The 25,378-nt window shown below is 59.3% G+C and carries 30 protein-coding genes; 13 read left to right on the forward strand and 17 right to left on the reverse strand.

Features of this window, described 5'->3' with window-relative positions; all coding sequences use genetic code 11:
• Window positions 1–14: 14 nt before the first annotated feature.
• The 16 genes from GXM22_RS08940 to GXM22_RS09015 all read right to left on the reverse strand — a co-directional run bounded on the left by GXM22_RS08940 (window position 15) and on the right by GXM22_RS09015 (window position 16,677).
• Window positions 15–683, reverse strand: coding sequence for a dTMP kinase (locus GXM22_RS08940; protein WP_005936151.1), 669 nt, complete (start codon window positions 681–683; stop codon window positions 15–17).
• Window positions 680–1,459 (reverse strand): FAD-dependent thymidylate synthase, encoded by a 780-nt coding sequence (gene thyX, locus GXM22_RS08945; RefSeq protein WP_005936154.1) that lies wholly within the window; start codon window positions 1,457–1,459, stop codon window positions 680–682. Before thyX ends, GXM22_RS08940 begins: the two co-directional genes overlap by 4 nt.
• A 7-nt stretch (window positions 1,460–1,466) precedes the next feature.
• Entirely contained in the window at window positions 1,467–4,115 is a 2,649-nt protein-coding gene (locus tag GXM22_RS08950) for an ATP-dependent helicase (RefSeq protein WP_099357326.1), read from the reverse strand.
• A 241-nt stretch (window positions 4,116–4,356) separates the two neighbouring features.
• On the reverse strand, window positions 4,357–5,565 hold the full coding sequence (locus tag GXM22_RS08955) for a sodium ion-translocating decarboxylase subunit beta (RefSeq protein ID WP_099357325.1): 1,209 nt from the start codon (window positions 5,563–5,565) through the stop codon (window positions 4,357–4,359).
• 15 nt (window positions 5,566–5,580) lie between these two features.
• Window positions 5,581–5,937, reverse strand: a complete 357-nt coding sequence (locus tag GXM22_RS08960; protein WP_005936167.1) for an OadG family protein — start codon at window positions 5,935–5,937, stop codon at window positions 5,581–5,583.
• 165 nt (window positions 5,938–6,102) lie between these two features.
• Window positions 6,103–7,128, reverse strand: coding sequence for a rod shape-determining protein (mreB, locus tag GXM22_RS08965; protein ID WP_005936170.1), 1,026 nt, complete (start codon window positions 7,126–7,128; stop codon window positions 6,103–6,105).
• Between the two features lie 152 nt (window positions 7,129–7,280).
• Window positions 7,281–9,494, reverse strand: coding sequence for an SF1B family DNA helicase RecD2 (gene recD2, locus GXM22_RS08970; protein ID WP_005936173.1), 2,214 nt, complete (start codon window positions 9,492–9,494; stop codon window positions 7,281–7,283).
• 197 nt (window positions 9,495–9,691) lie between these two features.
• Window positions 9,692–11,047 carry an MATE family efflux transporter gene (locus GXM22_RS08975; RefSeq protein WP_035394998.1) on the reverse strand — a complete coding sequence of 452 codons (1,356 nt, stop codon included), beginning with the start codon at window positions 11,045–11,047 and terminating at the stop codon, window positions 9,692–9,694.
• 151 nt (window positions 11,048–11,198) lie between these two features.
• A complete protein-coding gene (locus GXM22_RS08980; protein WP_156065900.1) occupies window positions 11,199–11,339 on the reverse strand; it encodes a hypothetical protein in 141 nt (46 codons plus the stop codon).
• Between the two features lie 85 nt (window positions 11,340–11,424).
• Entirely contained in the window at window positions 11,425–12,021 is a 597-nt protein-coding gene (locus GXM22_RS08985; protein WP_005936183.1) for a Fic/DOC family protein, read from the reverse strand.
• A gap of 3 nt (window positions 12,022–12,024) precedes the next feature.
• The gene (locus tag GXM22_RS08990; protein ID WP_035395000.1) at window positions 12,025–12,207 is read right to left on the reverse strand and encodes an antitoxin VbhA family protein; all 183 of its coding nucleotides are present in this window, start codon (window positions 12,205–12,207) and stop codon (window positions 12,025–12,027) included.
• Between the two features lie 102 nt (window positions 12,208–12,309).
• The gene (locus GXM22_RS08995) at window positions 12,310–13,092 is read right to left on the reverse strand and encodes an amino acid ABC transporter ATP-binding protein (protein WP_005936190.1); all 783 of its coding nucleotides are present in this window, start codon (window positions 13,090–13,092) and stop codon (window positions 12,310–12,312) included.
• 15 nt (window positions 13,093–13,107) lie between these two features.
• The gene (locus GXM22_RS09000) at window positions 13,108–13,746 is read right to left on the reverse strand and encodes an amino acid ABC transporter permease (protein ID WP_005936193.1); all 639 of its coding nucleotides are present in this window, start codon (window positions 13,744–13,746) and stop codon (window positions 13,108–13,110) included.
• 174 nt (window positions 13,747–13,920) lie between these two features.
• Entirely contained in the window at window positions 13,921–14,763 is an 843-nt protein-coding gene (locus tag GXM22_RS09005; RefSeq protein WP_005936196.1) for a transporter substrate-binding domain-containing protein, read from the reverse strand.
• A gap of 299 nt (window positions 14,764–15,062) precedes the next feature.
• On the reverse strand, window positions 15,063–15,458 hold the full coding sequence (locus tag GXM22_RS09010; protein ID WP_005936203.1) for a hypothetical protein: 396 nt from the start codon (window positions 15,456–15,458) through the stop codon (window positions 15,063–15,065).
• Between the two features lie 730 nt (window positions 15,459–16,188).
• Window positions 16,189–16,677 carry a helix-turn-helix transcriptional regulator gene (locus GXM22_RS09015; RefSeq protein ID WP_005936213.1) on the reverse strand — a complete coding sequence of 163 codons (489 nt, stop codon included), beginning with the start codon at window positions 16,675–16,677 and terminating at the stop codon, window positions 16,189–16,191.
• Window positions 16,678–16,880: 203 nt separating this feature from the next.
• Between GXM22_RS09015 and GXM22_RS09020 the strand changes: the two genes are divergently transcribed.
• The 4 genes from GXM22_RS09020 (at window position 16,881) to GXM22_RS09030 (ending at window position 19,043) form a co-directional block, all read left to right on the forward strand.
• Window positions 16,881–17,237, forward strand: coding sequence for a hypothetical protein (locus GXM22_RS09020; protein WP_005936217.1), 357 nt, complete (start codon window positions 16,881–16,883; stop codon window positions 17,235–17,237).
• A gap of 98 nt (window positions 17,238–17,335) precedes the next feature.
• Entirely contained in the window at window positions 17,336–17,500 is a 165-nt protein-coding gene (locus tag GXM22_RS15070; protein ID WP_166444379.1) for a DUF6906 family protein, read from the forward strand.
• Between the two features lie 23 nt (window positions 17,501–17,523).
• Window positions 17,524–17,748, forward strand: a complete 225-nt coding sequence (locus tag GXM22_RS09025; RefSeq protein WP_035395002.1) for a hypothetical protein — start codon at window positions 17,524–17,526, stop codon at window positions 17,746–17,748.
• Between the two features lie 80 nt (window positions 17,749–17,828).
• Window positions 17,829–19,043: a hypothetical protein gene (locus tag GXM22_RS09030; RefSeq protein WP_005936225.1), complete on the forward strand. Its 1,215-nt coding sequence runs from the start codon at window positions 17,829–17,831 to the stop codon at window positions 19,041–19,043.
• Window positions 19,044–19,315: 272 nt separating this feature from the next.
• On the opposite strand, the gene GXM22_RS09035 is transcribed toward GXM22_RS09030, so the two are convergent.
• The gene (locus GXM22_RS09035; protein WP_005936231.1) at window positions 19,316–19,576 is read right to left on the reverse strand and encodes a hypothetical protein; all 261 of its coding nucleotides are present in this window, start codon (window positions 19,574–19,576) and stop codon (window positions 19,316–19,318) included.
• Between the two features lie 76 nt (window positions 19,577–19,652).
• Here GXM22_RS09035 and GXM22_RS09040 point away from each other — a divergent pair, with 76 nt between their 5' ends.
• From GXM22_RS09040 to GXM22_RS09080, 9 genes are read left to right on the forward strand one after another with little or no spacing between them, the layout of a single operon-like run.
• Window positions 19,653–20,048 (forward strand): hypothetical protein, encoded by a 396-nt coding sequence (locus GXM22_RS09040; protein ID WP_005936235.1) that lies wholly within the window; start codon window positions 19,653–19,655, stop codon window positions 20,046–20,048.
• Between the two features lie 31 nt (window positions 20,049–20,079).
• Window positions 20,080–20,304, forward strand: a complete 225-nt coding sequence (locus tag GXM22_RS09045) for a helix-turn-helix domain-containing protein (protein ID WP_005936238.1) — start codon at window positions 20,080–20,082, stop codon at window positions 20,302–20,304.
• Between the two features lie 22 nt (window positions 20,305–20,326).
• Window positions 20,327–22,402 carry a Mu transposase C-terminal domain-containing protein gene (locus GXM22_RS09050; RefSeq protein WP_005936240.1) on the forward strand — a complete coding sequence of 692 codons (2,076 nt, stop codon included), beginning with the start codon at window positions 20,327–20,329 and terminating at the stop codon, window positions 22,400–22,402.
• Between the two features lie 15 nt (window positions 22,403–22,417).
• A complete protein-coding gene (locus tag GXM22_RS09055; protein WP_005936243.1) occupies window positions 22,418–23,398 on the forward strand; it encodes an AAA family ATPase in 981 nt (326 codons plus the stop codon).
• A 15-nt stretch (window positions 23,399–23,413) separates the two neighbouring features.
• The gene (locus GXM22_RS09060) at window positions 23,414–23,608 is read left to right on the forward strand and encodes a hypothetical protein (protein ID WP_005936246.1); all 195 of its coding nucleotides are present in this window, start codon (window positions 23,414–23,416) and stop codon (window positions 23,606–23,608) included.
• 37 nt (window positions 23,609–23,645) lie between these two features.
• Window positions 23,646–24,167 (forward strand): host-nuclease inhibitor Gam family protein, encoded by a 522-nt coding sequence (locus GXM22_RS09065; RefSeq protein WP_005936248.1) that lies wholly within the window; start codon window positions 23,646–23,648, stop codon window positions 24,165–24,167.
• A gap of 17 nt (window positions 24,168–24,184) precedes the next feature.
• Window positions 24,185–24,634: a regulatory protein GemA gene (locus GXM22_RS09070; RefSeq protein ID WP_005936250.1), complete on the forward strand. Its 450-nt coding sequence runs from the start codon at window positions 24,185–24,187 to the stop codon at window positions 24,632–24,634.
• Entirely contained in the window at window positions 24,631–24,993 is a 363-nt protein-coding gene (locus tag GXM22_RS09075; RefSeq protein WP_005936253.1) for a hypothetical protein, read from the forward strand. Before GXM22_RS09070 ends, GXM22_RS09075 begins: the two co-directional genes overlap by 4 nt.
• Window positions 24,993–25,367: a hypothetical protein gene (locus tag GXM22_RS09080; protein WP_005936257.1), complete on the forward strand. Its 375-nt coding sequence runs from the start codon at window positions 24,993–24,995 to the stop codon at window positions 25,365–25,367. Before GXM22_RS09075 ends, GXM22_RS09080 begins: the two co-directional genes overlap by 1 nt.
• The last annotated feature ends 11 nt before the right edge of the window (window positions 25,368–25,378 follow it).

The following is a 25,378-nucleotide window of genomic DNA, read 5'->3' on the forward strand; positions in this document are numbered from 1 at the left end:
TGCCTCCTTTTGTTTCAAATAACAGCGAGAGCAAGAGTTCTGACCTCTTCCTGAATATCCTCAATGCTCCGCATCTTCTCCCCTGCCGTGCAGTGGACGGTATCCCAGCCGAGGTGAGCGGCGCAGTATTCTGCCGCCCGGCGGCTGCGGGCCAGATATTCGGTGTCCTTTTCATGGACATCCTTCTTGGTCTCGTCGCCATGGTAGCGGGCAGTCATCAGCCGCTGGCTCACCGCCGGGTCAACCTGCAGATAGATCACCTTATCCGGTGCAGGCAGGCCCAGCAGGTGGTATTCATAGTCAAAAAGCCACTGCAGGAATGTGTCCCACTGCTCCGGCGGAAGCTTCGAGCACTGATGCACAGCATTGGAGGTGGTGTAGCGGTCAGCGATCAAGATGCCGCCTTCCTCGTAGAACTTGCCCCAGTCCGACTTATACCCCGCATAGCGGTCCACCGCATAAAAACTGGATGCCGCGTAGGCGTTGACATCGTCAGGCTTGTCACCGAACTGCCCGGCCAGATACATCTTGACCAGCGCACTGGAATCACTGTCATAATCCGGGAAGGTGATCTCCCTTACCAGATGATCCGTCACCGTCAGGTGCTTTGCCAGAAGCTTAGCCTGCGTGCCCTTGCCGCTGCCGTCCAGCCCTTCCAGAACGATCAGCTTGCCTTTGCTCATACACCAGCCTCCTGCTTGATGGCCTCATACTTTGCGCGGACTTCGGCAGTTCTGCCGCAGCACATCTTGCCCTCGGGGCAGGGGCCGCTGACACAGGCCGGGCCGGCCTTGGCAAAGATATGGGGTGCCACCGGGTAGACCAGCCGGAACATCTCCTCGGCCAGCTGACGGATCTCCCACTGAGCGCGGGAGCAGCAGCGCAGATGGAAGAAATTCTGCAGACTGCGGGCGTTCATGGTCACGACCATCTTCGTCTCGCAGGCGTTGGGCAGCACAAAGCGGGCATCCTCGTTGGCCTGTTTGGAGGCCTTGGCGCGGGCCTGCTTTTCGGGCATCCCCTCCGCCATCAGGCGGGCAGTGTGGCCGTCCTCCAGCTTTTTTGCAAGGTCCAGGTAGCGCTTCGCATCCTCATCCATGCTCTCAAGAAAGGCTGCCTTTGCCTCAGGGATGGCCTCGATCTCCGGCGGGATGACATAATGGAAGTCGTCCAGCCGGACATACCGCTGGCTCTGGACACTGAAGGATGCGATGCGGTGCCGGGTGATCTGAGCCAGCAGGGTGCGGCTCACACCCTCAATACCAAAGGTGAAGCTGGCATGTTCAATGGGGCTGGCATGGCCCAAGTCGCTGAGCATGGTCAGGAACTTGGCCGTTTTCTCCTCAGTCAGGCCGTCCAGCAGGTCGGTGATATGGGCATCGGAGTAGCAGAGCTTGGCCGCTGCCGCCACCACCTTTTCCGGTTCCGGGGTATGTGCGATCAATCGAACGGTCATCATAGTTTTCTCATTCCTCCGTGATTTTCGTCAGCGGCGCAAAATTTGCCATGGTTTTCTTCACGCCGACCTTTTCAAAGTTGATCTCCACGATCTGGTCTCCGGCAGCGGCCTTGACCGCCAGCACCTTGCCCCGGCCAAAGACCTTGTGCTCCACAATGTCGCCCACCTCGTAATGCTTTGGGCCGGTGGGTGCCGGGCGGGAAGCTGCCGGGCTCCCCGGAAAGCTCACGGGTTTGGACGCTGCCTTGGGGGCCGCGGGGCGGCCATAGCCCGCGCCAAAGCCGGAGGAGCCGGACGCGCGCGGGGCGCTGCTTCCGCTGCCAAACCCGGAAGCACTGCTGCCACGGCCTGCATAACCGGAGCCGAAACCGCCGCGCTCAGAGGCATTGTATTCCCGGTTGAGGTAGCTGCCGCCGGTGCGGCCGCCGAAGCTGCTGGAATTGCGGCCCCAGCCGGACGCGCCGGAGTAACCCGAGGCCCCGCCGGGGACGGTATCACTGTAACTGGAACCCCAGCCCATGGAAGAACGGCGCTCCAGCGCCGGGCTGCGGGTCTCTTCTATATACTCAGGCTCGATCTCGCGCAGGAAGCGGCTGGGCTCGTTGCGCTGGGTGCGGCCGTAGAGCATCCGGGAGACACTGTTGGAGATATACAGCTCCTTCTTGGCGCGGGTGATGCCGACATAGGCCAGACGGCGCTCTTCCTCCAGATCTGCCTCGGAGTATTTGCTCATCTCGCTGGGGAACACCCCCTCCTCCATGCCAATGAGGAACACATAGGGGAATTCCAGACCCTTTGCAGAGTGGATGGTCATCAGGACCACCTGGTCAGCGCTCTCGTTGTAGCTGTCAATGTCGCTGATGAGGGCGATATCCTCCAGGTAGCCTTCCAGTGAAGCATCCTCTCCGTGCTGATCGCAGTAGTTTTTGACGTTGTTGACCAGCTGGCCCAGGTTCTGCAGGCGGTCTGCCGCATCCTCGTGGCCCTTGGCCGCATCGGCTTCCAGCATGGCCTTGTAGCCGGTCACCTCAATGACATCCTGGGCAAATTCGTCCAGTGTCCTGGTTTCCAGCGATTCCTGCAGTTTTTCGTAGATCTGCCAGAATTTCAGCAGCGGCATAATGGCACGGCTGAGTTTGGCGTATGCATCCGCGTGGGAGATGACTTCCAGCATACTGATCCCCTGCTGGGCGGCAAGGTCAGCGATCACATCGACGGTGGTATTGCCGATCTTCCGGGCAGGCTCGTTGATGATGCGGCGCAGGCGCACATCATCCCGGGCGTTCGCCACGATGGACATATAGGAGTGGATGTCCTTGACCTCTTTGCGGTCATTGAAGCGCTGGCCGCCCACGATCTTATGGGGAATGCCCGCGCGGGTAAAGTAGCTTTCGATGGGGGCCGACTGGGCATTCATGCGGTAGAGCACCGCATGGTCCGCCAGATGCCCGCCCTCTTTCAGGTGCTCACCGATGACATCTGCAATGTGCATGGCTTCGTCCTGCTCATTCTCGGCAGTGTAGACCTGCACCTTGTCGCCCTCGTCATTCCGGGTCCACAGGGTCTTGCCCTTGCGCTCGGTGTTGTGCTGGATGACGCAGTTGGCAGCATTCAGGATGTTGGAGGTGGAACGGTAATTCTGCTCCAGACGGATGGTCTTGGTGCCGGGGAAGATGCGCTCAAAGTTCAGAATGTTCTCAATGGTGGCACCGCGGAAACGGTAGATGCTCTGGTCATCGTCACCGACAACGCAGATGTTCTTTTCCGGGCCGGTGAGCAGGCTGACCAGCCGGAACTGGGCCACGCTGGTATCCTGATACTCGTCCACCAGCAGGTAGCGGTACTTGTTCTGGTAGAACTCCCGCACATCCTCGTGCTCTGCCAGCAGCTGCACGGTCTGGTAGATCAGGTCGTCGAAGTCGAAGGCTCCTGCCTCCCTGAGCTTTTTTTCGTAGGCGGCGTAGACTTTGGCGGCAATGGCTCCCTTGGTGTCCCGGGCCGGAGTGCGCAGCGCCTCCTCCGGGCTGACCAGCTGGTCCTTCCAGCGGCTCATCTGGTTGATGGCGCTCTTGATCGGGAAGAACTTATCGTCGATGCTCAGTTCCTTATAGACCGCCTTCATCACGCGCTGGGAGTCATCGGTATCATAGATGGTAAAGCTGCGGGGGTAGCCGATGGATTCTGCCCAGCGGCGCAGGATGCGCACACAGGCCGAGTGGAAGGTAGAGGCAAACACCTCGTCCCCCTCTTCGCCGCCCAGCATATTGCGCAGGCGCTCTTTCAGCTCCCCTGCCGCCTTGTTGGTAAAGGTGATGGCCATCACGTTCCAGCTGCGAACAGCGTTCTGCCGCAGCATCCCGTCCAGCCAGGCGGGCGCATCGGTGCCGGTCATAATTGCCGTTTTCAGAGCCTTGACATCATCCTCGGTCACCTCACGGGGGGTCCAGCTGGAACCGTGGGCCGAGCCAAACCGGATCAGGTTTGCAATGCGGTTGACCAGAACAGTGGTCTTGCCGCTGCCTGCACCGGCCAGAATGAGCAGCGGGCCGTCGGTGGTAAATACCGCCTGCCGCTGCATGTCGTTCAGGCGGCCAAACTGCTTTTCAATATAGGTATCGCGCAGAGCGCAGAATTCCTGTTGGAGACTTGCTGCCATTGTTTCACCTGTTCTTCTATAAAATCACTTACTTTATAAGTATATCACAATTCAAGAGGGTTGTACATATTTACTCCCTCAGTCACGCTTCGCGTGCCAGCTCCCTCTAGGAGGGAGCCTGATCCCTTGCGGCAAAGAAAAGGCCCCCTCTCAGAGGGGGCTGTCTGCGTTAGCAGACTGGGGGAGTAACGCAAAAAGCCCGACGGCTTATAAAACCGTCGGGCAAAGCTTTTACGAAAAATCAGCCGAAGATGTTGATCAGGATACCGGCAGCAACTGCGGAACCGATAACGCCAGCGACGTTGGGGCCCATGGCGTGCATCAGCAGGAAGTTGGAGGGGTTCTCGCTCTGGCCGACCTTCTGAGAAACACGGGCGGCCATGGGAACAGCGGAAACACCAGCGGAGCCGATCAGGGGGTTGACCTGACCGCCGGTCAGGGCGTACATCACCTTGCCGCACAGAACGCCTGCAGCGGTACCAAAGGAGAAGGCGATCAGACCCAGCACGATGATGAACAGGGTGCGGCTGTTCAGGAAGGTGTTTGCAGAGGTGGTGCAGCCAACAGACAGAGCCAGGAAAATGGTGATGATGTTCATCAGCTCATTGCCGGCAGTCTTCTGGATACGATCCACAACGCCGGACTCCTTCATCAGGTTGCCCAGCATCAGCATACCGACCAGAACGGCTGCATCGGGAACGATCAGAGAAACAATGATGGTGACCATGATGGGGAAGATGATCCTCTCGGTCTTGGACACGGTGCGCAGCTGCTTCATTACGACCGTACGCTCTTTCTTGGTGGTAAGCGCCTTCATAATGGGCGGCTGGATCACGGGCACCAGAGCCATGTAGCTGTACGCCGCAACGGCAATGCTGCCCAGCAGCTCAGGTGCCAGACGGGAGGTAACGAAGATGGCGGTGGGGCCGTCTGCACCGCCGATGATGGCGATTGCAGCGGACTGCTTCTGGGTGAAGTCCACAATGCCGGTAGCAGCCAGCAGACGAGCGCCCATGTAAGTACCAAAGATACCGAACTGAGCGGCAGCGCCCAGCAGCAGGCTCTTGGGGTTGGAGATCAGGGGGGCGAAGTCGGTCATGGTGCCGATGCCCAGGAAGATCAGCGGAGGGTAAATGCCCAGCTTGACACCCATATAAAGCATATCGGCCAGACCGCCGTTGTTCAGGATCTCGACCCACATCGGGTGCTCGAGACCATCACCAACGAAGTACTGCATGTGGATGATGCCGCTGCCGGGCAGGTTGGCAAGGATCATGCCGAATGCCATGGGCAGCAGGATCAGAGGCTCAAATTCCTTCACGATGGCCAGGTACAGCAGGAAGCAGCCCACGCAGATCATAATCGCGTAGAGGTAGCCGCCCGGCTCACCGAACCGTGCGAAGCCGGAACTCTGGAAAATACCGACCAGAGTATCGATAAACTGTGTCATGTTTTTCCTCCTGTGTTAAAAAGGTGCGGTGGTGTCGTTGACACCAGCCTTGCTCCAGCCATTTGCAGCACGGCGCACGGCCTTCAGGGTGTACTTGCCATTGCCCATGGCGTGGATGGCAGCCATAATTGCGGCAACCACATCGCCGGGAATGCCTTCCTCCACCACAGGGGCGGGAGCAGCCTGCTGTACGGGGGCAGCGGGCTTTGCGGCAGCCTTGGGAGCAGCAGGCTCCTTGGCTGCCTTCTTCTTGGCGGCCATACCGTCGAAGATCTTGCCTTCCAGCGTGATGATGAACATCAGCAGGACGAGGATGGCAAACACCAGCACGATACCGGTAATGGTGATAACCACATCAGAACCCAGATTCATGGTCTTCCTCCTAATAATAATTTACTCCGCACTCCGGAGCAGGCCCCGGCGCGCAAAAAGCGATTTGACAATATTATACAATATTTCCCGACCCGATTCAACAAGTATGAACAAAATTTTGTTGCAACTTTTCCAATTTCTTAACGAGCCGGGTCAGGGCCCCGGTTAACGGCGGCCCATGCGGGGGGTCGCATCCAGGAAGCCGGTCTCCAGCTTATCGTTCAGACCCAGGCTCATGGCAGTGCCCAATGCCACGCAGTTCACGGGATCGGGCGAGACGGTCACATCCACCTTGAGCTCCTGGCTCAGGTATTCGGGCAGGCCGTGCAGCTGTGCGCCGCCGCCGGTCAGCACCACACCATTGCGGAAGATATCGCCTGCCAGCTCGGGCGGGGTCTTTTCCAGCACCTGATGGGCGGCAGTGCCGATCTGCTCACTCAGCATCATCACAGGCTCGTAGAGGTCGCTGGTGGAAACATTCACCTTGATTGGCAGGCCGGTCAGCAGGCTGCGGCCCTTGACCTCCATCGTCTCGTCAAAATCAGCCTTCTGGGGGCAGCAGGCGACATTCTTTTTCAGCTGCTCTGCGGTACGCTGACCGATGGCAATGCTGAACTTGTTGCGGACATGCTTCAGGATCTCGTCATCATAGTGGTTGCCCGCCACACGGACACTGGTGGCCTTGACCTTACCGCCCAGAGACAGGACAGCGATATCGGTGGTGCCGCCGCCGATATCAATGATCATCCGGCCATCGGGCTGGGTGATGTCGATGCCGGAACCCAGTGCAGCGGCAATGGGCTCATCGATCAGGTAGACCTGACGGGCACCGGCGGCCATCACGGCCTCCACCACGGCATCACTCTCAATGCCGGTGATGGCAGCGGGCACGCAGACAGCCACCCGGGGCTTGACCATGTGGGAGCTGTACACCTGATTCACAAACCGGCAGATCAGCTCCCGGGTCATGGTGTGGTCGCTGATGACACCGTCCTTCAGCGGGAAAATGGCGGAAATATAGTTGGGGGTGCGGCCTACCATGGCCAGGGCCTTGTCGCCCACCTCCAGCACGGAGTTCTTGCGGGTATCCATTGCCACCACGCTGGGCTGGTTGAGCACGACCCCCTGCCCTGCCTGTGCAATGATAATGGTCGTTGTGCCCAGATCGATGCCGATGTCATTCTGTGCCATAATGAAACGTTCCTTTCTCTGCTCCCCTGTTTTCTATCGTAAATGCCCGTTCGGGCGGGAAATCAAATCAATTTATATTGTAGCATAAGCCAGTAAAAAAGTATAGACCAAACCTCTCCTAGTAGGAGAGCTGGCGCAAGGCGCCTGAGAGGTTATTCCGCCGCCATCTGTTCCGGCGGCAGATTCTCTTTCAGCAATTCGCACAGGCCGCTGTACCGCAGGTTCTGCCGGACATTGGACATCATCCGGTTCACCACATCCCGCCGCCCGGCCACGATGCACAATTTGCGGGCGCGGGTCACGCCGGTGTAGAAGAGGTTGCGGTAGCAGAGCCTTGGCGGCACCTGCGCCACCGGCAGCACCACCGCCGGGAACTCGCTGCCCTGGCTCTTGTGCACCGTGATGGCGTAGGCGATCTCCAGCTCGTTCAGGTTTTCCGCCGGGTAGAGCAGGCGGCGGTCATCCATCCGCACCACCATGGAGCGGTCGCGCATGTTGATGGATTCCACAATGCCGATATCACCGTTATAGGCTCCCACGCCCTGCTCCCCGCCAATGCGGTTCCAGACGATCTCGTAGTTGTTCCGCACCTGCATCACCTTATCGCCCACCCGGAACACCCGTGAGGCGCTTTGGAGCTGGGGTTTGCCCTTCTGCTCCGGGTTGAGCAGGTTCTGCAGCTCCACATTCAGCGCCTGGGTACCGGTGGGTCCCAGCTTGGTGGGGCAGAGCACCTGGATATCCCGGACAGGGTCAAACCCATAGCTCCGGGGCAGACGGGTGGTGACAAGATCGCACACCAGTTTCTGTGCCGCATCGCCGTCCGATTCCAGAAAGAAGAAATCGTCTGCCTTACCGCCCTTCTGCAGCGGCTCACTGCTGATGATGTGGTGGGCGTTCTCCACAATAAGGCTGCGTTTAGCCTGCCGGAAGATCTCGTTCAGGCAGACGGTGGGCACCAGCCCGGAGCGGATGACCTCGCCCAGAATGTTGCCGGGCCCCACGCTGGGCAGCTGGTCGGCATCGCCCACCATAATAATGCGGCAGCTGTACCGCAGGGCTGCAATGAGCGCCTGAAACAGCTTCACATCCACCATACTCATCTCATCCAGAATGACCACATCGCATTTGAGCAGGTTCTTGTCATTGTGGATGAAGCTGACCACGCCGCCGGAGTAGTCCACCTCCAGCAGGCGGTGGATGGTAGAGGCCTTGCGGCCGGTCAGTTCACTCAGCCGTTTGGCCGCACGGCCCGTGGGGGCACAAAGCGCCACCCGGTCTGCCTGATGCTCCAGCAGCTGCAGGATGGCGTTGACCGTAGTGGTCTTACCGGTGCCGGGGCCGCCGGTCAGCACAAGGCAGTTTTCGGTCATGGCCTTGCGGATGGCTTCCCGCTGCAGGGGCGCATAGGCAAACCCCTGGGTCAGCTCCAGCACCTGGATGTTTTTATCAAGGTCCCGCACCGTCTGCTTTTCCCGCTTCGCCAGCAGGGCCAGCCGGTCGGCAATGGCCTGTTCTGCTTCCAGCAGGTCAGGCAGATAGATATACGGCACCGCCTCCAGCATCTTTACGCCAAGCTGCCCGGTCTCAATGCAGTGGTCCAGCGCACGGGCCAGCTTTTCGGGCGGCTGCTGGATGAAGTGGGATGCCGTGTCCAGCAGCTGCGTACGGGGCAGGCAGGTGTGACCGTTGCCCGCGTTATGGCGCAGGGTGCGGAGAAGCGCTGCTTCCAGCCGCTGGGTGCAGTCCCCTTCCATGTGGTAATACTGTGCAATGCTGTCGGCATGGCGGAAATCCAGCTGCAGGGGTTCCCCACAGAGCAGATAAGGGTTCTGGGAGATGGCCTGCATGGCACTGGGGCCAAAGACGCGGAACACCTCCATGGCGCGGCGGGGGCTGATCTCGAACTGCGCCAGATAGGCGATCAGTTCCCGCATTCCGAACATCCGCTTGAACTCCTGCTGGATGCGGTCGGCCTTGTCCGCCGAGATGCCGGGGATCAGGGTGAGCTGGGCGGGGTCGTTGGCGATCACCTCCAGCGCCGCCGCGCCGAATTTGTCGATGATCTTATTGGCCGTGCGCGCCCCGATATAAGGCAGGGAGCCGCTGGCAAGGAAGGCGTACACCGCTTCCAGATCCTTCGGCATATCGGTCTCGCACTCCTGGGCGTGGAACTGGCGGCCATAGGTGGCGTGGTTCTCATATTTACCGCGGCAGACCACGCTCTCGCCCGCATGGAGCTCGCCCACGATCCCGCACACCACGGTGACCGTGCCGCCGCCGGAAATTTCAAACACCGTGTAGCCGTTGTCCGGGTTCTCGTAGATAATGTCCTCCACCGTTCCCTCGATCTGTTCCAGCTCCATGCTCCTCACCCCCTTGTGACATAATTATTTATAGTATAATCGTTTTGGTGTTATTTGTAAAGGAATTGGGCAGGCCCTGCTCTATACAGCCTCTCAGCTTTGGCGTTGCATGAGGCTTTCCCTCTTCGCCAAGGCCTCCCCTACTAGGCAGCAAAAGAGCCGCCCTTCTGCGGTTTTGCAAAAGAGCGGCTCAATTTTTACAGGTTTGCGTGCGGTCTTGCTTTTTCCTGTTTCAGCTTCCGGAACACAACGATATATGCAGGGATCAGGAAGAAGCAGGCAAAGAACCAGGCCACCGGGTTTGCAATGCAGGCGGCAAAATAGCCCCACAGCGGCACGAACAGAAAACCCACCATAGCACGGGCGATCATCTCTGCCACACCGGCAAACATGGCCAGGCTGGAATAACCCAGACCCTGAATGGTGTAGCGGTAAATGATAAGGACCGCCAGCGGGATATAGAACACGCTGTTCCAGAAGATGAAGCTCTGGGCGTTGGCCATGATCTCGGTCTGGCTGCTCTCAAGGAACAGGCCGATCAACGCCTTATCCAGCACGCGCAGGATCAGGAAGGATGCCACACTGTACACACAGCCGATGCCCAGGGCAGTGTTCACGCCCTTGTTCACACGGTTCAGGTCGTGGGCACCCATGTTCTGGCTGGCGTAGGTGGTCATGGCCGTGCCAATACTCTCCAGCGGGACGGACAGGAACTGTGCCGCCTTGCCACCTGCAGTCTGTGCTGCCACGATGTCACTGCCCAGACCATTGACTGCACCCTGCAGCACAACGGAACCGATGGCCGTGATGCTGCACTGCAGACCCATGGGGATGCCCATGCCGCACAGCTTGACACAGTGCTGTCTGCTCAGGCGGCTTTCTTCTTTGTTCCAGCGTAGCTCATTATAATGCTTGAGGATGTACCACAGGCTGCCCAGACCGGCCACTGCCTGGCTGAACACGGTGGCGAACGCCGCACCGAACACACCCATCTTAAAGGTGATGATACAGAGCAGATCCAGCCCGATGTTCAGAAAGCTTGCCACCAGCAGGAAGTACAGGGGCCGCTTGCTGTCGCCCAGAGCGCGCATCAGGGCGCTGGTCATGTTGTACAGCAGCGTAAACGGGATGCCGATAAAGATGGTGCGGATGTAGATGTCCGCCAGATCAATGATGTTGTCCGGGGTATTGGTCCAGACCAGAATGGAACGGGTCATGGCCACTGTGACCACGGTAAGCACTGCGGCAAAAAAGACACTCAGCCAGACGGCATTGGCGGTGTAGCGGCGCATCTCCACATAGTCTTTTGCCCCGAATGTCCACGAGATGGGGATGGAGAAGCCGCAGGCAATGCCATTGACAAAGCCCAGCACCAGATAGTTCAGACCGCCCACACTGCCGACTGCCGCCAGGGCTTCCACGCCCACAAAGCGGCCCACGATGATGGTATCTGCCAGATTATAGAACTGCTGGAACAGGCTGCCCAGCATCAGCGGCACCGCAAAGGCAAGAATCAGCTTGAGCGGGCTGCCCTGCGTCATATCTTTCGTCATACGCACGTTCCTCCTTGGAAAAGCATCACAGACCTTATCACACGAATTTTTTCCGACAAAAACGCCCTGCCGCGCAATGGGCAGGACGTTTTTGTTCATGTGGGTATTATATCAGGTTGTGATGAATTTTCAAGAGGTTTTTTCAAATTTCTCAGTGCTTCCCGGCCAGATGCTTCAGCAGCTGGAACAGAATGCTCCAGAAACCTGTTCCGGCATTGCCCGAAGGCGGGGTCTCCTCATCCGGAATGCTCAACGGCGTATCATCCTCCGTGATGCACATAGCGACCGACACACCAGATTCGTCCTGAGCAGCCCAAACCTACTCTGTACAGCAAAACCGCCCCGGCGTACGTTTCTGCACGCCGGAGCGGTTCGGGTCATTCTTCATTTTGGACGATTTTCTCAAATGCCTGTTGCAGCGGCGCTTCGATTCCCTGCGCCGCATAAATCGTTGCGATCATCAACTCGTCCGGATCTACCGCAGTGAAATCCAAATCATACCCCGCATTTTCTGCCAACTGTGACAAAAAGACGCGCTGTGTTCGCCCATTGCCCTCCCGAAACGGGTGTAGCTCGTTGGTTCGTTGATAAAGATCCACTAATGCAGCGATAAAATCATTCCTTGCAAGCCCACAAAGAAGATTATTCTGCGCAAGACGCTTAAAAATCGCCGCACTCACCCGTGGGATTTCCTCCACCGGGCAGAACTGCGTTCCTTTTTTGGACAGGTTGACCATCCGTACCTGTCCCGCCCAATCATACAACTCACCGAATAAATGTCGATGGATTGCTTTATAGTGCTCAAAATCAAATGCTGCACATCGGGGGTTCTCTGACCATTGTATCGTTTTGGCCGTAACCAGAACCGATTCTACTGCATTCAGCTCTTTTTGCGTATGCAGATCAAATTTATTGACCAGGACTGTCGTTCCCGGATAGCAGCCGTCCTGAGCCGCTTCGATGGTATAAGGCATTCGTCACCTCCGGGACAGCTCCTGCTTTTTCTGACGTTTCAATGCTTCTCTTACAAGGGTTGCAGTATCGATTTTTCCATCCAGATAGCGCAGGCAGTCTCTCTTTTCCTGCTCTGAGATCTCCAGCCCCTCCATCCGGGCCGATGCCACTGCGTTTGCAAGTGCTCGTTTCCGTGCTACTGTCATTTTTCCGCCCCCCTGTTTTTATCAGTATACCAAAAGACACCCACAGAGTGCAAGAGATAAAACCGCCCCGGCGTGCGTTTCTGCACGCCGGGGCGGTCCGGGTCATTCTGAATAATGTGCGAGGAACTGTCTGGTACGCTCTTCCCGGGGGTGGTCGATGAGCTGTTTGGCCGGGCCCTCCTCCACGACCACGCCGCCATCCATGAACAGGATGCGGTCGGCCACATCGCGGGCAAAGTGCATCTCATGGGTGACAATGATCATCGTGGTCTTGCGGTCAGCAAGATCACGCAGGACCTTCAGCACCTCGCCGGTCAGCTCCGGGTCAAGGGCGCTGGTGGGCTCATCAAAGCAGAGGATATCCGGGTGAAGCGCCAGTGCGCGGGCAATGGCCACACGCTGCTGCTGGCCGCCGGAGAGCTGATGCGGGTAGTGGCCGGCCCGCTCCGAAAGGCCCATCTGCGCCAGCAGTTCTCTCGCCTGCTGTTCCAGCTCCGCGTGGATGGCCTTTTTGTTTGCCTGATATTCCGGACGTTCCTTTGCCAGCAGTTCCCCTGCCAGCATCACGTTCTGCAAGGCCGTGTACTGCGGGAACAGGTTGAAGTTCTGGAACACCAGACCGAAATGGAGCCGCTTTTTGCGGATCTCACTTTCCTTCTGGGTGGCAGGGTCGGCGGCATCCCACATGGTCTCGCCGTTCACCTTGATAATACCCGTGTCAGGCCGTTCCAGAAAATTCAGGCAGCGCAGCAGAGTTGTTTTGCCGGAACCGGACGAGCCGATGATTGCCAGTGCTTCACCCTGCTCCAGATCCAGGGAGATGTCCTTCAACACATGGGTCTCGCCAAAATTTTTCCCGATACCGGAAGCTTCGAGCAACGCCATAATCTATCTGCCTCCTTAGCAGCGGAAATAATCGAGCTTTTTTTCAGCCCAGTTGAACAGGATGGTCAGTGCGCCCACAAACACCAGGAAGAAGAGCGCGGTGGAGAACAGCGGCCAGATCAGGCCCTTTGCGCTATACTCCTTGGCCATCATAATGATTTCCTTGTTGGCAATGGTGTTTGCCAGCGAGGTATCCTTGACCAGCGTGATGATCTCGTTGCCCATGGGGGGCAGGATGCGCTTGACGACCTGAAGCAAGGTCACCTTGAAAAAGATCTGTGTTTTGGTCATGCCAAGCACCTGCCCGGCCTCAGTCTGCCCCTTGGGCACTGCTTCAATGCCGCCGCGGTAGATCTCAGAAAAATAGCAGGCATAGTTGATGGCAAAAGCCACCACCGCCGCCACCATCCGTCCGCCGGAGCCAGAAGGCCAGGGGTTGTTCATGCCCAGCAGGCCGGGGCCCAGATAGATCACAATGATCTGCAGCATCAGCGGGGTGCCGCGGATGATCCAGACAAAGGTCTTGACCAGCCCGGCCAGCGGCTTGCAGCGGCTCATGGAGCCAAACGAGACCACCAGCCCCAGCGGCAGCGCAAACAGCAGTGTCAGGGCAAAGAGCTCACAATTGAGCAGGAACGCGCCGGACAGGCGCATAAGAATCACAGACACAAAAACACACCTTTTTTATTCAGAATCCATATTCCCTTCCATCACCGCCGGTGAAAATTCCCTCTGCTCGGGAGCCTTTCACGCATCGGCAACAAAAAGCCTCCCTCACCGAGGGAGGTCGCATCGCATAGCGATGACGGAAGGAGCTTTTCAACAAATTCAGTCAGCCAGTGCCAGATCGTACTTATCGGCCAGTGCCTGCATGGTGCCATCGGCCTTCAGTGCATCAAAGGCCTCATCCACAGCGGCGGCAGCATCACTGCCCTTGCGGAATGCCACGCCGTACTCCTCGGCGTTCAGCTCGTCCACGATCTTCAGGTCGGCATAGTCAGTGCCCTCACCGATCATGGCGTTGGCCAGGGTCAGGTCAAGTACAGCGGCATCGGCAGTGCCTGCGGCAACTTCCATCAGGCAGTCGGTCTGAACGCTCTTGGAAACGTAATCAGCCTGTGCCAGGTTCTCGTCCCCCTCAATGGCGGCCTCACCAGCGGAACCAGCCTCGGCGACCACGGTCTTACCCACCAGGTCAGCGGTAGAGGTATAATCGGTGCCATCTTTCACAACGACCACCTGTGCATTCTTTGCATAAGCCTTGGTGGTAGCGGCGTTCTGCATGATGTCATCGGTCAGGGTCATGCCGTTCCAGATGCAGTCGATGCTCTTGGCATCCAGCTCCACGACCTTGGTATCCCAGTTGATCTCCACAAACTCCGGCTCCACACCCAGCTTTTCGCAGACAGCAGTTGCCAGCTCGGTATCAAAACCGGTGAAGTTGCCATCGGCATCGGTGTAGTTCATGGGCTCGTAAACAGTGTAGCCAATGACCAGCTTGCCCTTGCCCTTGATGTAATCCAGGTCGCTGCCTGCAGTCTGGGAAACGGCGGCACTGCCGGAAGCAGAGGCCGAAGCAGATGCGGCAGTGGAAGTGGAAGCGGCACCGCCGCAGGCGGCAAGGCTCAGTGCCATGGCACCGGCCAGAAATGCGGATACAAGACGTTTCATATACGGTTCCTCCCTCAGTGGCAAGCAGCTTTGTTTTATTGCTTTATCATGCTAAATTGCTAAACTGTGGTTATAGAATAGCGCGTTTTCTGCCATTTGGCAAGGGGGAAAACTGATTTTTCGCAGTTTGCTCAAATCTTTACCGCTTTACCACGGCAAAGCGGGCAATTTGACAAAACAAAAACGCCGCGTCGGCAGCTGCCAGACGCGGCGAGAGGGTTTCTCTCTGAAAACGCAGCGGAATGCCACCTATCCGGGAGAGCCGGTGTGCGATTGTGAGACCGAAAAGGGTTTCCTCCTCAGCTCAGGGCATCCAGCGCCGCCTTTTGCAGATCGGTGATGTCAATGGTACACAGAGCCTTCAGGTCGGCATCGCCGCCGGAAAGCCCGGCGATCTCGGTGCGGGTCTTGCCCTTGAGGGCATCGCAGAAGCCCTCGCTGTGCTCATACCACTCCTTGCCCAGCGCCGATGCGCCGCGCATCCCGTAGTCCTCGCCCAGCTCCAGCTTGGTCTTGACGAGATCCGGGGCTGTCACACCGCCGTCTGACACCACTGTCAGGGCCGGCTCAGCCATATCCGCAATGGCGCTGGTCACACGGCGGTCCGCATCGGTGGTCAGTGCCACGATGCTCACATCCACCTGCGCATTCACATCCTTGTCATCGGTGGCGGTGATGTCCGAAGTCCCGTTCATCGCTTCGATGCCCAGCGCGGCCCTGTCGCCCCTGGCGGCACCCAGTGCCCTGGTGTGGGGAGACAGGATATTTGAGAAATGCGGGATAGGGCGGGATGAGAGGGGAGACGGCGGGAAAACCCTTGAAATACGCGGGAAACGGCGACTTTCGGCGCGGGACGGAGGCGCGAATTATCAACAATCTTGAGATGAGGATGCGTCGGCGGCGGTCGGCGCTTTTTTCACGCCCACGAGGCCGCACAACGGCGGCGGCGCGGCGAGGCGCACACATACGCAGAATACAAAAAAGCCCCGGAAACGCCCGTATAACGGCATTTCTGAGGCTTTTAGATGGTATGAGCCGCTCGGCCCCGTCCCGGAAGTCACAGCAGCAGACCAAGAGGACGAGAGCTTCGCGGCTCATGCTGCTATTGTAGCAGACGCGGCGGCGGATTGCAAGAGGGGCAAGCGTGCTAACGGAGCGTTAGAGCGTGCGAATTTTCGGGAAAACGGGGCTTTTCGGCGCGGATCGGCGGGGATTAGGGCGTGCGCTGGCCGTGCGAGGCGTGCGCGGCGAGGCGGCGAACCGGGCCAAAACAAGCGGCGAGCAATTCTACATTTCAGTCAGAACTGCGAAAAGCTGTAGAATTGCCCTGCTTTCAATGGTTTCGGGCGTTTTGCGAGTGCGGCGCGGGCGTTTTTCAATTCTACAGAAAACAGATTTACAACTAAATCAAAACAGCGCGAAAAATCAAGCGGTTCCACCTTGGGCTTCAGCGTCCTCGGCGGGGCCGCTTTTTGTTGCGGAGCTGCCGTTGTGATACGTCCAGTAAATAGACTCTTTTTTCCGTTCGACGTGCTTTCGATATTTGAGATGAACGAGGTCAAAAATGTCCTCCTGTTGCTCCTCCGGCAAGAGGCGATACATGGCGATCAGATCAGCCTCCTCGTCCTCCAACGGCGAACCGTCGCAGGTCAGACCTTGTTCTTGCTTGAGGTGCTCGAAAGCCGCATTGCGGTCATTCTCCTGTGCAGTCTCCGAACAGCTACGCCCAAAGACGAGATAGTCCAGAGAGATTTGTAGATATTCGGAGACAAGGACGAGCTTGTCGAGGCGGGGGCTCTGTTCACCCCACCGCTTTATAGTACCATTTCCGAGACCACACTCACGCTCGACGCGCTTGAAATTACTGCCCTTTTCCTTTATGGCCTGTTCAATTCTATCAACTAATTCGGACATAAAATGCCTCCCGTCAAAAAGTAGATTTTCAGAGACTTTCCGCTTGACAAGTAGCCGAACGGAGACTATAATAGGGGTGTAATCTGATTTAAGTATAAAGCAAGTAAATCATAGCACACCCCGACCGAAAATGAAATAGCAAATCGGCGAACGGTAGAGTAAAAGCGAGCGGCGGAGGCGTTTTTCAGAAGGAGAACGACAACATGAAGAACGACATCGCAGACATCCTGTTCAAGTACACCACTGGCGAGGCCACACTGGAAGAGACGAACGACGCCTTGAAGGAGGCGGAGGCGGGTTTCAACTTGGAACCGGGCCGCAACGAGATCACCCCCGACGAGATGGCCCTCACCACTGTCGGAGATACCCCGGAGGAGGCCAACGGCTTCGGCCTGTTGGACACCGGCACCGGCAGCATGGAGAAAGTCCACGTCACCAACGGCAAGCTGGACGAGGCGATCAATCAGGTCAACCATGACGGCACGACCAATATGCTGGCCTTCGTCATCATCGGCCCCAATCGTTACGAGGTCAAGGGCGACACCCTGACGGGCTGCTAAAGCCCACCAACACCTAAGCGACTCTTAGATTTAATTCCGCCGACCGCCGTTCGCTTTTGCTCTACCACAAACGCCGAGAAAAGGAAAGGAGGCAGATCATGAGACGCGGCAAGAAGCCCACCCGCAAGCAGAAGATCCGGCTCGGGCAAGCGGGCCTCGCCCCGGAGAACTGGCTGGTCGTGAAGCAGAAAGCAAACGGCGAGCTAATCATTCTGAACAAGTACCACGACACGATCCGCGTCATCCCGCCACTGGCCGGATGAGCTTTGCAGGAAGGAGCAGCAGCATGAAGGAGCAACCGCACATCTGCCCGCTGTGTGGGCGAGCATACGACGAGCCGCCCGCGCTGTCGCGAGCGGACAACCAGACAGACATCTGCCCGAGGTGCGGCATGATGGAGGCACTGGCGGCCATGCCGAGGCGGGAAACGCCACAGGAGCGGACGCGGCGGGCCGTGTACGCCACGGGCAACCGCTGGGCGATTGAGAACTTTGAAGCGACCCACCACTAAGCCGAAACGCCCGGAAGGGCGTCACCGGGAACTGCCCCACCCGGTCTGAAGATGGCAGGGCAGAAAGGAATGACGGCAGCATGAGAAAGATCAAGAAGATCAACGGCTTCCTCGTGGTCAAGTTCAACGACCGCGAGAAGCGTGAGTACGAGGGCACGGCCCTCGGAGAGTACGGCGTGATCGACGCGGAGGTCTACACGGGCAATCTGGACATCGACCGGGGCGCGATGGAGTACGACGACGCGGACACGCTGGAGGTGGCCGTGGAGCTGGCACGGGGGCTGGAGTCCGAGGAGGACATCACGGACGAGCCGCCCACCTACACCGCCGCCGTGGAAACGAATGAGAGCTATACCGAGGAGGCGGTGGAGCCCGCCGCCCTGATCGAGGGCTGGACGCGCCGCCTTGCCACGCAGGTCAAGAGCAAGCACTACCCCGACACCGACCCGCGCACCGCCGCGCACGAGCTTTACGGCTTCAAGATGGCGCTGCATCAGATCGGCTTCCTGCCGGAGAGCGAGGTCATCACCGACCCGGACACCTTCGGCGCGGGACGGCTGGACGGCCCTATGCCGCGCAACCCCGAAGAGCTGCTGGCGTTCGTGTGCGACGAACGGTGCAAGAACCGGGCCGGACACACGCAGGAGGAGCTGGACGCCATTTGCGCGAAGTGCCCGCTGGGACAGCTCTACGAGGACGCGGAGGCACGAGACCTACGCATCCGGGAGCGGAGCGAGCGAGCGCTGCGGGAGCACATCGAGGGCGTGAGGCACGCTGAGGACACCCTGACCGCCCTGCTTGGCGGGCATGAGGCGCTGGCCTACCTTGCGGCGCTGCGGGACGGACAGATCCTGCAGGAGAACGAGTGCGAGCACTATGCGGCGCAGATCGCCGAGGCGGGCGCAGCGTGGGAGACGGTGCTGGAGGGCGTGAGCTTTGAAGACCTCTCCCGGCTGCGGCACCTGCTGCGGGAGGTGGACGAATACATCAAGGACGGCGGCGAGCTGTTCAACGGCTTCCAGCACGAGACAGAGCGCATCCCGGCGCATCGGCTGGAGGAGCTCCACCAGCTCGGGACGGCGCTTCTCGGCGAGTGCCCGGAGAACGACTGCACGATCTACCGCAACGTGTTCCGCATGGCGGTCGATGTCGACGGGCAGATGGGCAAGCTGACGGGCCACGCGAGGGAGACGATGCAGCGGGAGTATGATCGGCTGCTCCGGGAGTTGAACCGCCTCTACACCATGAACCACGCGGTGAAGAAGTACCGGGAGGCGCAGCATGACAGGACTTGAACTGCTCAAGGCCCCGGAGGCCACGGCGGGCGAGATTGCGGATATCATCTCCGCGCCCTGTCCGCCAACTATCCCCGCCCACTGCGACGGCGTGAGCTGCCGGGAATGTTGGCTGACGTGGCTGACGGGCGAGCCGATCAAAGAGAAAGAGCCGCCCGACAAGCGGACGGCTCCGGATGATGCTCCCGCCTACTACCATCCTCCAGTGAAAGCAATCCGAGAGGCGGCGGAGAGGATCAGGGAGGGGCGCATGGAGTACGCAGCAGAAGCGCTCACTCGCCGATCCGATCCAGAAGAGCCTCGACGGCCTTGAAGGTGTAGGCCCTTGCGACTACTGACGTCGCATAATAAGTTTCCCGGCAAACGGCAACAATCGCCGCTTTCTGAGCTTCGGTGAAACCAGCGTCAACGTGCTCGCCAGAGTCGAGAATGGCAGAGCGAAGACGCTCGCCGAGAATAGTCCAGTCAACATCGCGGCTCTTGTCGACTTCGTCGAGTACACGCTCGACGACATCAAGGGTAGCATCAGCCATAGACAACACCCCCTCCCCGGGCAGTGGCCCAGCTCAATTATACACGAGCAGGAGGGCAAAGGAAAGGAGCAGCAGAATGTTCAGCACAGAAGACCTCAAGACCGCGATCGGCGCGACCGTCATCGCACGGCGGAACGCGGCAGCGCGGCTGCGGGAGGCGGGCAACCCCCGCGACCCGTTCCGGGCGCTGCCGGGGATGGAGCAGCAATTCTTTGAAGCGGCGCAGAGCGTGCGCAGCTACGACCTCGTTCTCAACTTACTTGAGAGAGAAGTGAAGCGGGAAGCGCGAAAGCGTGCGGGGCGCACGGCGCAAAGCGCGGCGGTGTTCCTTATCACGGCGGGGCTCATCATCCTCGCGACGCTGGGCTTCGCGGCGGCGCTGCTGCTGATGCGCTGCCCTGTCCCCGCCGTGAGCGTCACCGCGTTTATAGGCGTGGCAGTCTCGCTGGGCTGGGCGGTCATTCGGAAGTAAATCTAAGAACAAGGAGAAAGGAGGGCAAGCGATGAGAGGCCCGAAGAAACGGCTGACGCCGTTCGGGAAGATGGTGGTGAAGGCGCTGGCTGACCGGGATATGAGCCGGGCGGAGCTGGCGGCCACGGTAGGCACAAGCCCGCAGTACATGAGCTACATCCTGAACGGGACACGCTCGGGTGAGAAGTACCTCCCGGCGATCATCGCCGCCCTCGCGCTCGACCCGAAGAAGGCGGAGCGGGCGATCGCGGCATGACGCACGGAAGGGAGGGAACGGAGTGCCGGACGTATTCATCGCGCTGGAGGAGGCAGCGGCTTTTGAGAGCGTCAGCTACAAGACTTTGACGCAACGCATCTATCGCAATCCTCAGCAGTACAAAACGAAGTCACAGGCCCGGGAGGGCGGCGGCAAGGATCAGGTGTTGATCTCGACAAGCTCCCTCTCGGCAAAGGCGCGGAAGGCATGGCGAGCCGCGCAGAAGGTGGAAGGGAGTGAGGTCATCATAGACAAGAGAGCACAGGAGGCCGTGCCGTGGTACGTCACCGCCGACCTGAACCAGTACACGGAGGCGAACAAGAAGCGCTTCTATGAGGCGGTAGAGCTGGCGGCACGGGTGCAGGACTTCATCGACTATGACGGCCCTGACCGCACGGGCTACGCCGAGCGGTACGCGCTGGGGCTGGGGATCAGCCCGCAGAGCCTGTACCGCTACATGAAGAACGTGCTGGAGGCGAACGCGTGGGCGCTGAAACTGGAGAAGGAAGACGGCAAGAGCCGGGACTACTTCCGGGCGCTGGCGCTGTGCCGGAAGCCAAAGGAGACGGGTACGTTCCCGAGCTTGACGGACGAGCAGAAGGCGATCATTGAGAACATCTGGTTCGACAAGCGGTTCGCGGCGAACCTCGGCACGATCGAGATGCTCTATGAACGGTTTGAGCTGGAGGCGGAGCGGCGGGAGTGGGAGGAGTATCCCTCCATCAAGACGGTGGCCCGGTATATCAAGTTCCTCATGGGACAGCGGGGTGCGGAGTCTGCCCGGTTCCTCGCCGCCAATGGGACGCGGGAGTGGAAGAACAAGCGGATGATGAAGGGCAAGCGCGACGCGACGAGCCTTCAAGTCATGGAGTATGTTGTTGGCGACGAGCACACCTTCGACTTTTGGGTGCAGTGGACGGCCCCGAACGGCAAGATCAAGGCCGTGCGCCCGAAGCTGGTTGCGTGGCTGGATATGCGCTCCCGCGCTATCATCGGCGATGTAGCGTGCGTCAACGCCAATTCGCAGACGCTGAAGGAGTCGCTGGTCAAAATGATCTACAGCAATCCGGGCGGCGTTCCCCACATCCTGCACGTCGACAACGGCAAGGATTATACTGCCAAGGCCATGACCGGACAGAACCGCAAGCACCGCAAAATCGACCTTGACTTCGCATTTGACTCGGAAACGGTCGGCTTCTATCAGAGCATCGGCATCCAAGAGGTCGGACGCTCGCTGCCGTATCAGCCTTGGGACAAACCGATCGAACGCTTCTTCTCCACGGTCTGCTCGAAATTCTCCAAGTGGTTTGAGAGCTACACGGGCACGCTGACAGGCTCCAAGACCTACGCCAAGCGGCAGAAGGACATCGACCAGATGCTGGAGCGCGGGGAGCTGCTGACGATGGAGGAGTTCTTCGAAGTCTGGACGGAGTGGAAGAACACCAAGTATCACACCCGCAAGCATCGCGGCCTGAGCGACGCGGGCGAGAAATGGGTTACGCCGATCGAGATGTTCGAGAACGGCCCGCGCTATGAAAAGGCAGCTCCACCCCGAGAGTACGCGGCGATGCTGCTGATGAAGGCGGCGACCGCCCGCGTCACAAACCAAGGCATCAACAAGTTCGGCACACTCTACACGGACACGGAGCTCGCCTACTACGTCAATCAGAAAGTCAACATCAAATGGGACATCGACGATGTCACCAAGCTCTATGTGTACGACATGGACGGCAAGAAGATCTGTGAGGCGGTGTCCGCCGAGCTGCTCGCCTTCGGCCCGCATTGTTCTCAGGCGGCACTGGAGAAGCATCTGCGAGATCAGAAACGAAACGAGCGAGAGGTCAGGGAGTATCTGGAGGAGCGAGTCCGCCCCTACGAGCTGCGGCTCGAGGACGGCGCAAGGCCCTCGGATGCAGTGGGCATGATCGACCTGACCATCAAGGCCACGCCGAGCCAGAAGCTGGTCTCCCTGCCCAAGGACAGAATGTTCCGGTCGGAACAGGCAAGCAAGGCGAGCCGGAAGAAGGTCACGGACGACACCTTCCTCAACGCCAAAGGCGACAAGGCGCTCTCCCTTTTGAGAGCGATGAACGAATAATAACGGAGGTACATCATGGAAGTTACAGCAGCGGAGCGCACCGCAATCTACACCAACATCAGCCCCCTCGCACAGCGCGTGAACAACTACATCCAGACGCAGCACTCAAGCATCGCGGCGGTCGCCAAGGACATCGGCTACAGCCGCACCACCGTCTCCCGGTATCTCACGGGCAAGTATGACAGTAACCCGAACGACCTTGAGAGCAAGCTGACGGACTTCCTCACCCGGCAGACGGGCGAGGCGGTCGACCTGACGACGCCGTTGGCGAAGTCAGAGGGCAAGACGTGGCAGACGCCCGTATTCTTTGAGAGCCGGGACGCGAAGGCCGTGCTCGGTGTATGCCAGAGCTGTCAAGAGTACATTGGCCTCGGCATCGTAGTCGCCCGCAGTGGCTACGGCAAGACCTACGCCCTGCGGCAGTACGCGAAGCTCTCCCGCGTGGCCTACATCGAGTGCGACGACACCATGAGCAGCCGCGACCTTGTGGAGGCGATTGAACGGAGCATCGGGCTCCCAAACGGCTACGGCACGATCTGGCGCAGGGTGAACGGCATCCGGGAGTTCTTCAACACGAACAAGGGCTACCTGCTGATCATCGACGAGGCGGACAAGCTGGTGAGCAAGTACACACAGAAGAAAATGGAGATCCTGCGGGCGGTGTTCGATCAGAGCGACGTGGGTCTTGTGATTGCGGGCGAGCCGAAACTGGAGGCACAGATCAAGACCTACCTCGTGCGTATGGCGAACCGGGTGGACTTCTACGCCTCGCTGCGGGGCCTCTCCCCCTCGGAGGTGGAGGGCTATCTCACGGACTTCCAGATCGAGCCGGAGGCGCTGGTGGAGTTGAAAGCGCGGGCGTGCAATATGCAGACCGGGTGCTTCCGACTGCTCGACCGCACGCTCTCTAACGTCCGACGCATCCTCAAGGAGACGGGCGAGGAGACGGTGACGGTGAAGACCATAGCACAGGCGTCGTCCATGATGATGCTTTGAGGAGGGACAGCAAATATGAGAATAGAACGCATCAGCGGAGCGATCCTCATCCTGCTCTCCGGCGTGCTGCTCCTGATGGCGGCCTACGGCGGGACGCCGGAGAATCGGGACGCGACGGCGATCCTCCTGACGCTGCCGATGGGTCTTGTGACCCTGTTCGCCGAGACCCCGGAGCGCGGCAAGCGCACCAAGCGAGACTACCGGGCGTAAAGCCCGCAACATTAACAAATTGAAAGGAGCCGCAAACATGGCAAGGAAACGAGTAGTCGAGGCCCCGAGCCTCCATTCATGGGAGGACGTGAACGACGCCCTCCGTCAGATCGCCGAGGCGCAGATCGCGCTGGGCGAGATCCAGAGCGATATGCAGAAGCAAATCTTAGGGGCGCAGAAGGTCGCCGAGGAGCAGAGCAAGCCGCTCAACGACAACGTGGCCAAGCTGGAGCGCGAGATCAAGAGCTTCGTCACCGACCACAGGGACGAGATGGGCAAGACGAAGTCGGTGGTGCTGACGTTCGGCGAGGTAGGCTTCCGGCTCTCCACATCCGTCTCGCTGCCCCGGGCGAAGGAGAAGCTGGAGGAGATCATCCGCCGTCTCAAGTCCCGCCAGATGACGGACTGCATCGTGGTGGAAGAGAAGGTCAGCAAGGAGGCTCTGAAGAAGTACGGTGAGGACACGGTGAACGCCGTGGGCGCAACGTGGAAACAGAGCGACGTGTTCGGCTATGAGGTGAACATCGCCAAGCTGGAGCAGATCAAGGCGGGCAACTGAGGAAGGGGGCTCACGGAATGACAGCAGCAAGGACTGGGCGCAAACAGCCCTCCATCCGCACGCTGTGGGCGATCGCGAAGTCGCCGGAGCTGCACCTCACGGACGAAGACCTGCACGCGGTTGTCTACCGCGAGACAGGCAAGGAGTCCATGAAGATGCTGACGCAGGGCGAGGTCAACACTGTTGCCCGCGTGCTGCAGAACATGAAGGACAGTGTGAGTCGGAGTGTGCGGGACAAGCGCACGGACACGGGCGGCGACATCCGCACCACCGCGCAGCGCCGGAAGATCTACGCGCTGTGCGAGGCGCTGGGCTGGAATGACGACCCGCGCCGCATTCAAGGCTTCGTCAAGCGCGTGGCCCATGTCGACCGCATCGAATGGCTGAACATGGCGCAATGCGAGAAGGTCATCGAAGGGCTCAAGGCAATCCTCGCACGGCAGCGCCGGAAGGAGGCGGAGCTGTGATAGAGGAACGAGCGATCCTCGCGGCGCTGGAACGCATAGCGCGGATGCAGGACAGCATCCGCAGCGGCATGGACATCTGCAGGGACACGGGGCTTGTGTTCCTGCGGGTCTACTATGAACAACTCCCTCCCAATGTTGCCCGCCGCCTGACAGAGCTACACGCAGAGGACATGGCGGAGATCCCTCGCGCAACCTCCACGGAGGGTACGGCGCAGGATCGGCAGCGCCTTGGCGAGAAGCTGGCGAGCGACGCAGCCACCGCACAGGTCATGCGGGCGATGAATGTCTACCGCGCAAGGCTCGGCTACGGCCCGCAGGAGGGCGGAGACGGCGCGGAAGCAGCGGGAGGTGATATGTAATGCCAAAGGGGAAGAAACGCCTCACGCAGCGGGAGAAGGCCGAGCGTGCGGCGATCAAGAAGCAGCTCCAAGCGGACGGCGTTCTCCCACCTGATAAGCCCCGGCTCAACCGCAAGAAGTTCGCCCGGGAGGTGTGGGAGGATTTCAGCGAGATGGATGTCTACACCGCAGATTTCTACCTCCGCAAGGCGATCATGGCAACGGTGGGGCCGGAGCTGCACGAAGTGACATCGGAGCAGGTTGGCATCCTGAAGCTGATGAAGCTGGCGGTGGAGACCGATCGGTTCATGCAGCAACTCAAAAAAGAGGGGCGCGAGCAATACAGCATCGGGGAGTATGTCGAGAAGGTCTACAACCCGGTCATGAATTTATAGGAGGATTCACA

Origin of the sequence: Faecalibacterium duncaniae, from assembly GCF_010509575.1 — a bacterium.
Classification (GTDB): domain Bacteria; phylum Bacillota; class Clostridia; order Oscillospirales; family Ruminococcaceae; genus Faecalibacterium; species Faecalibacterium duncaniae.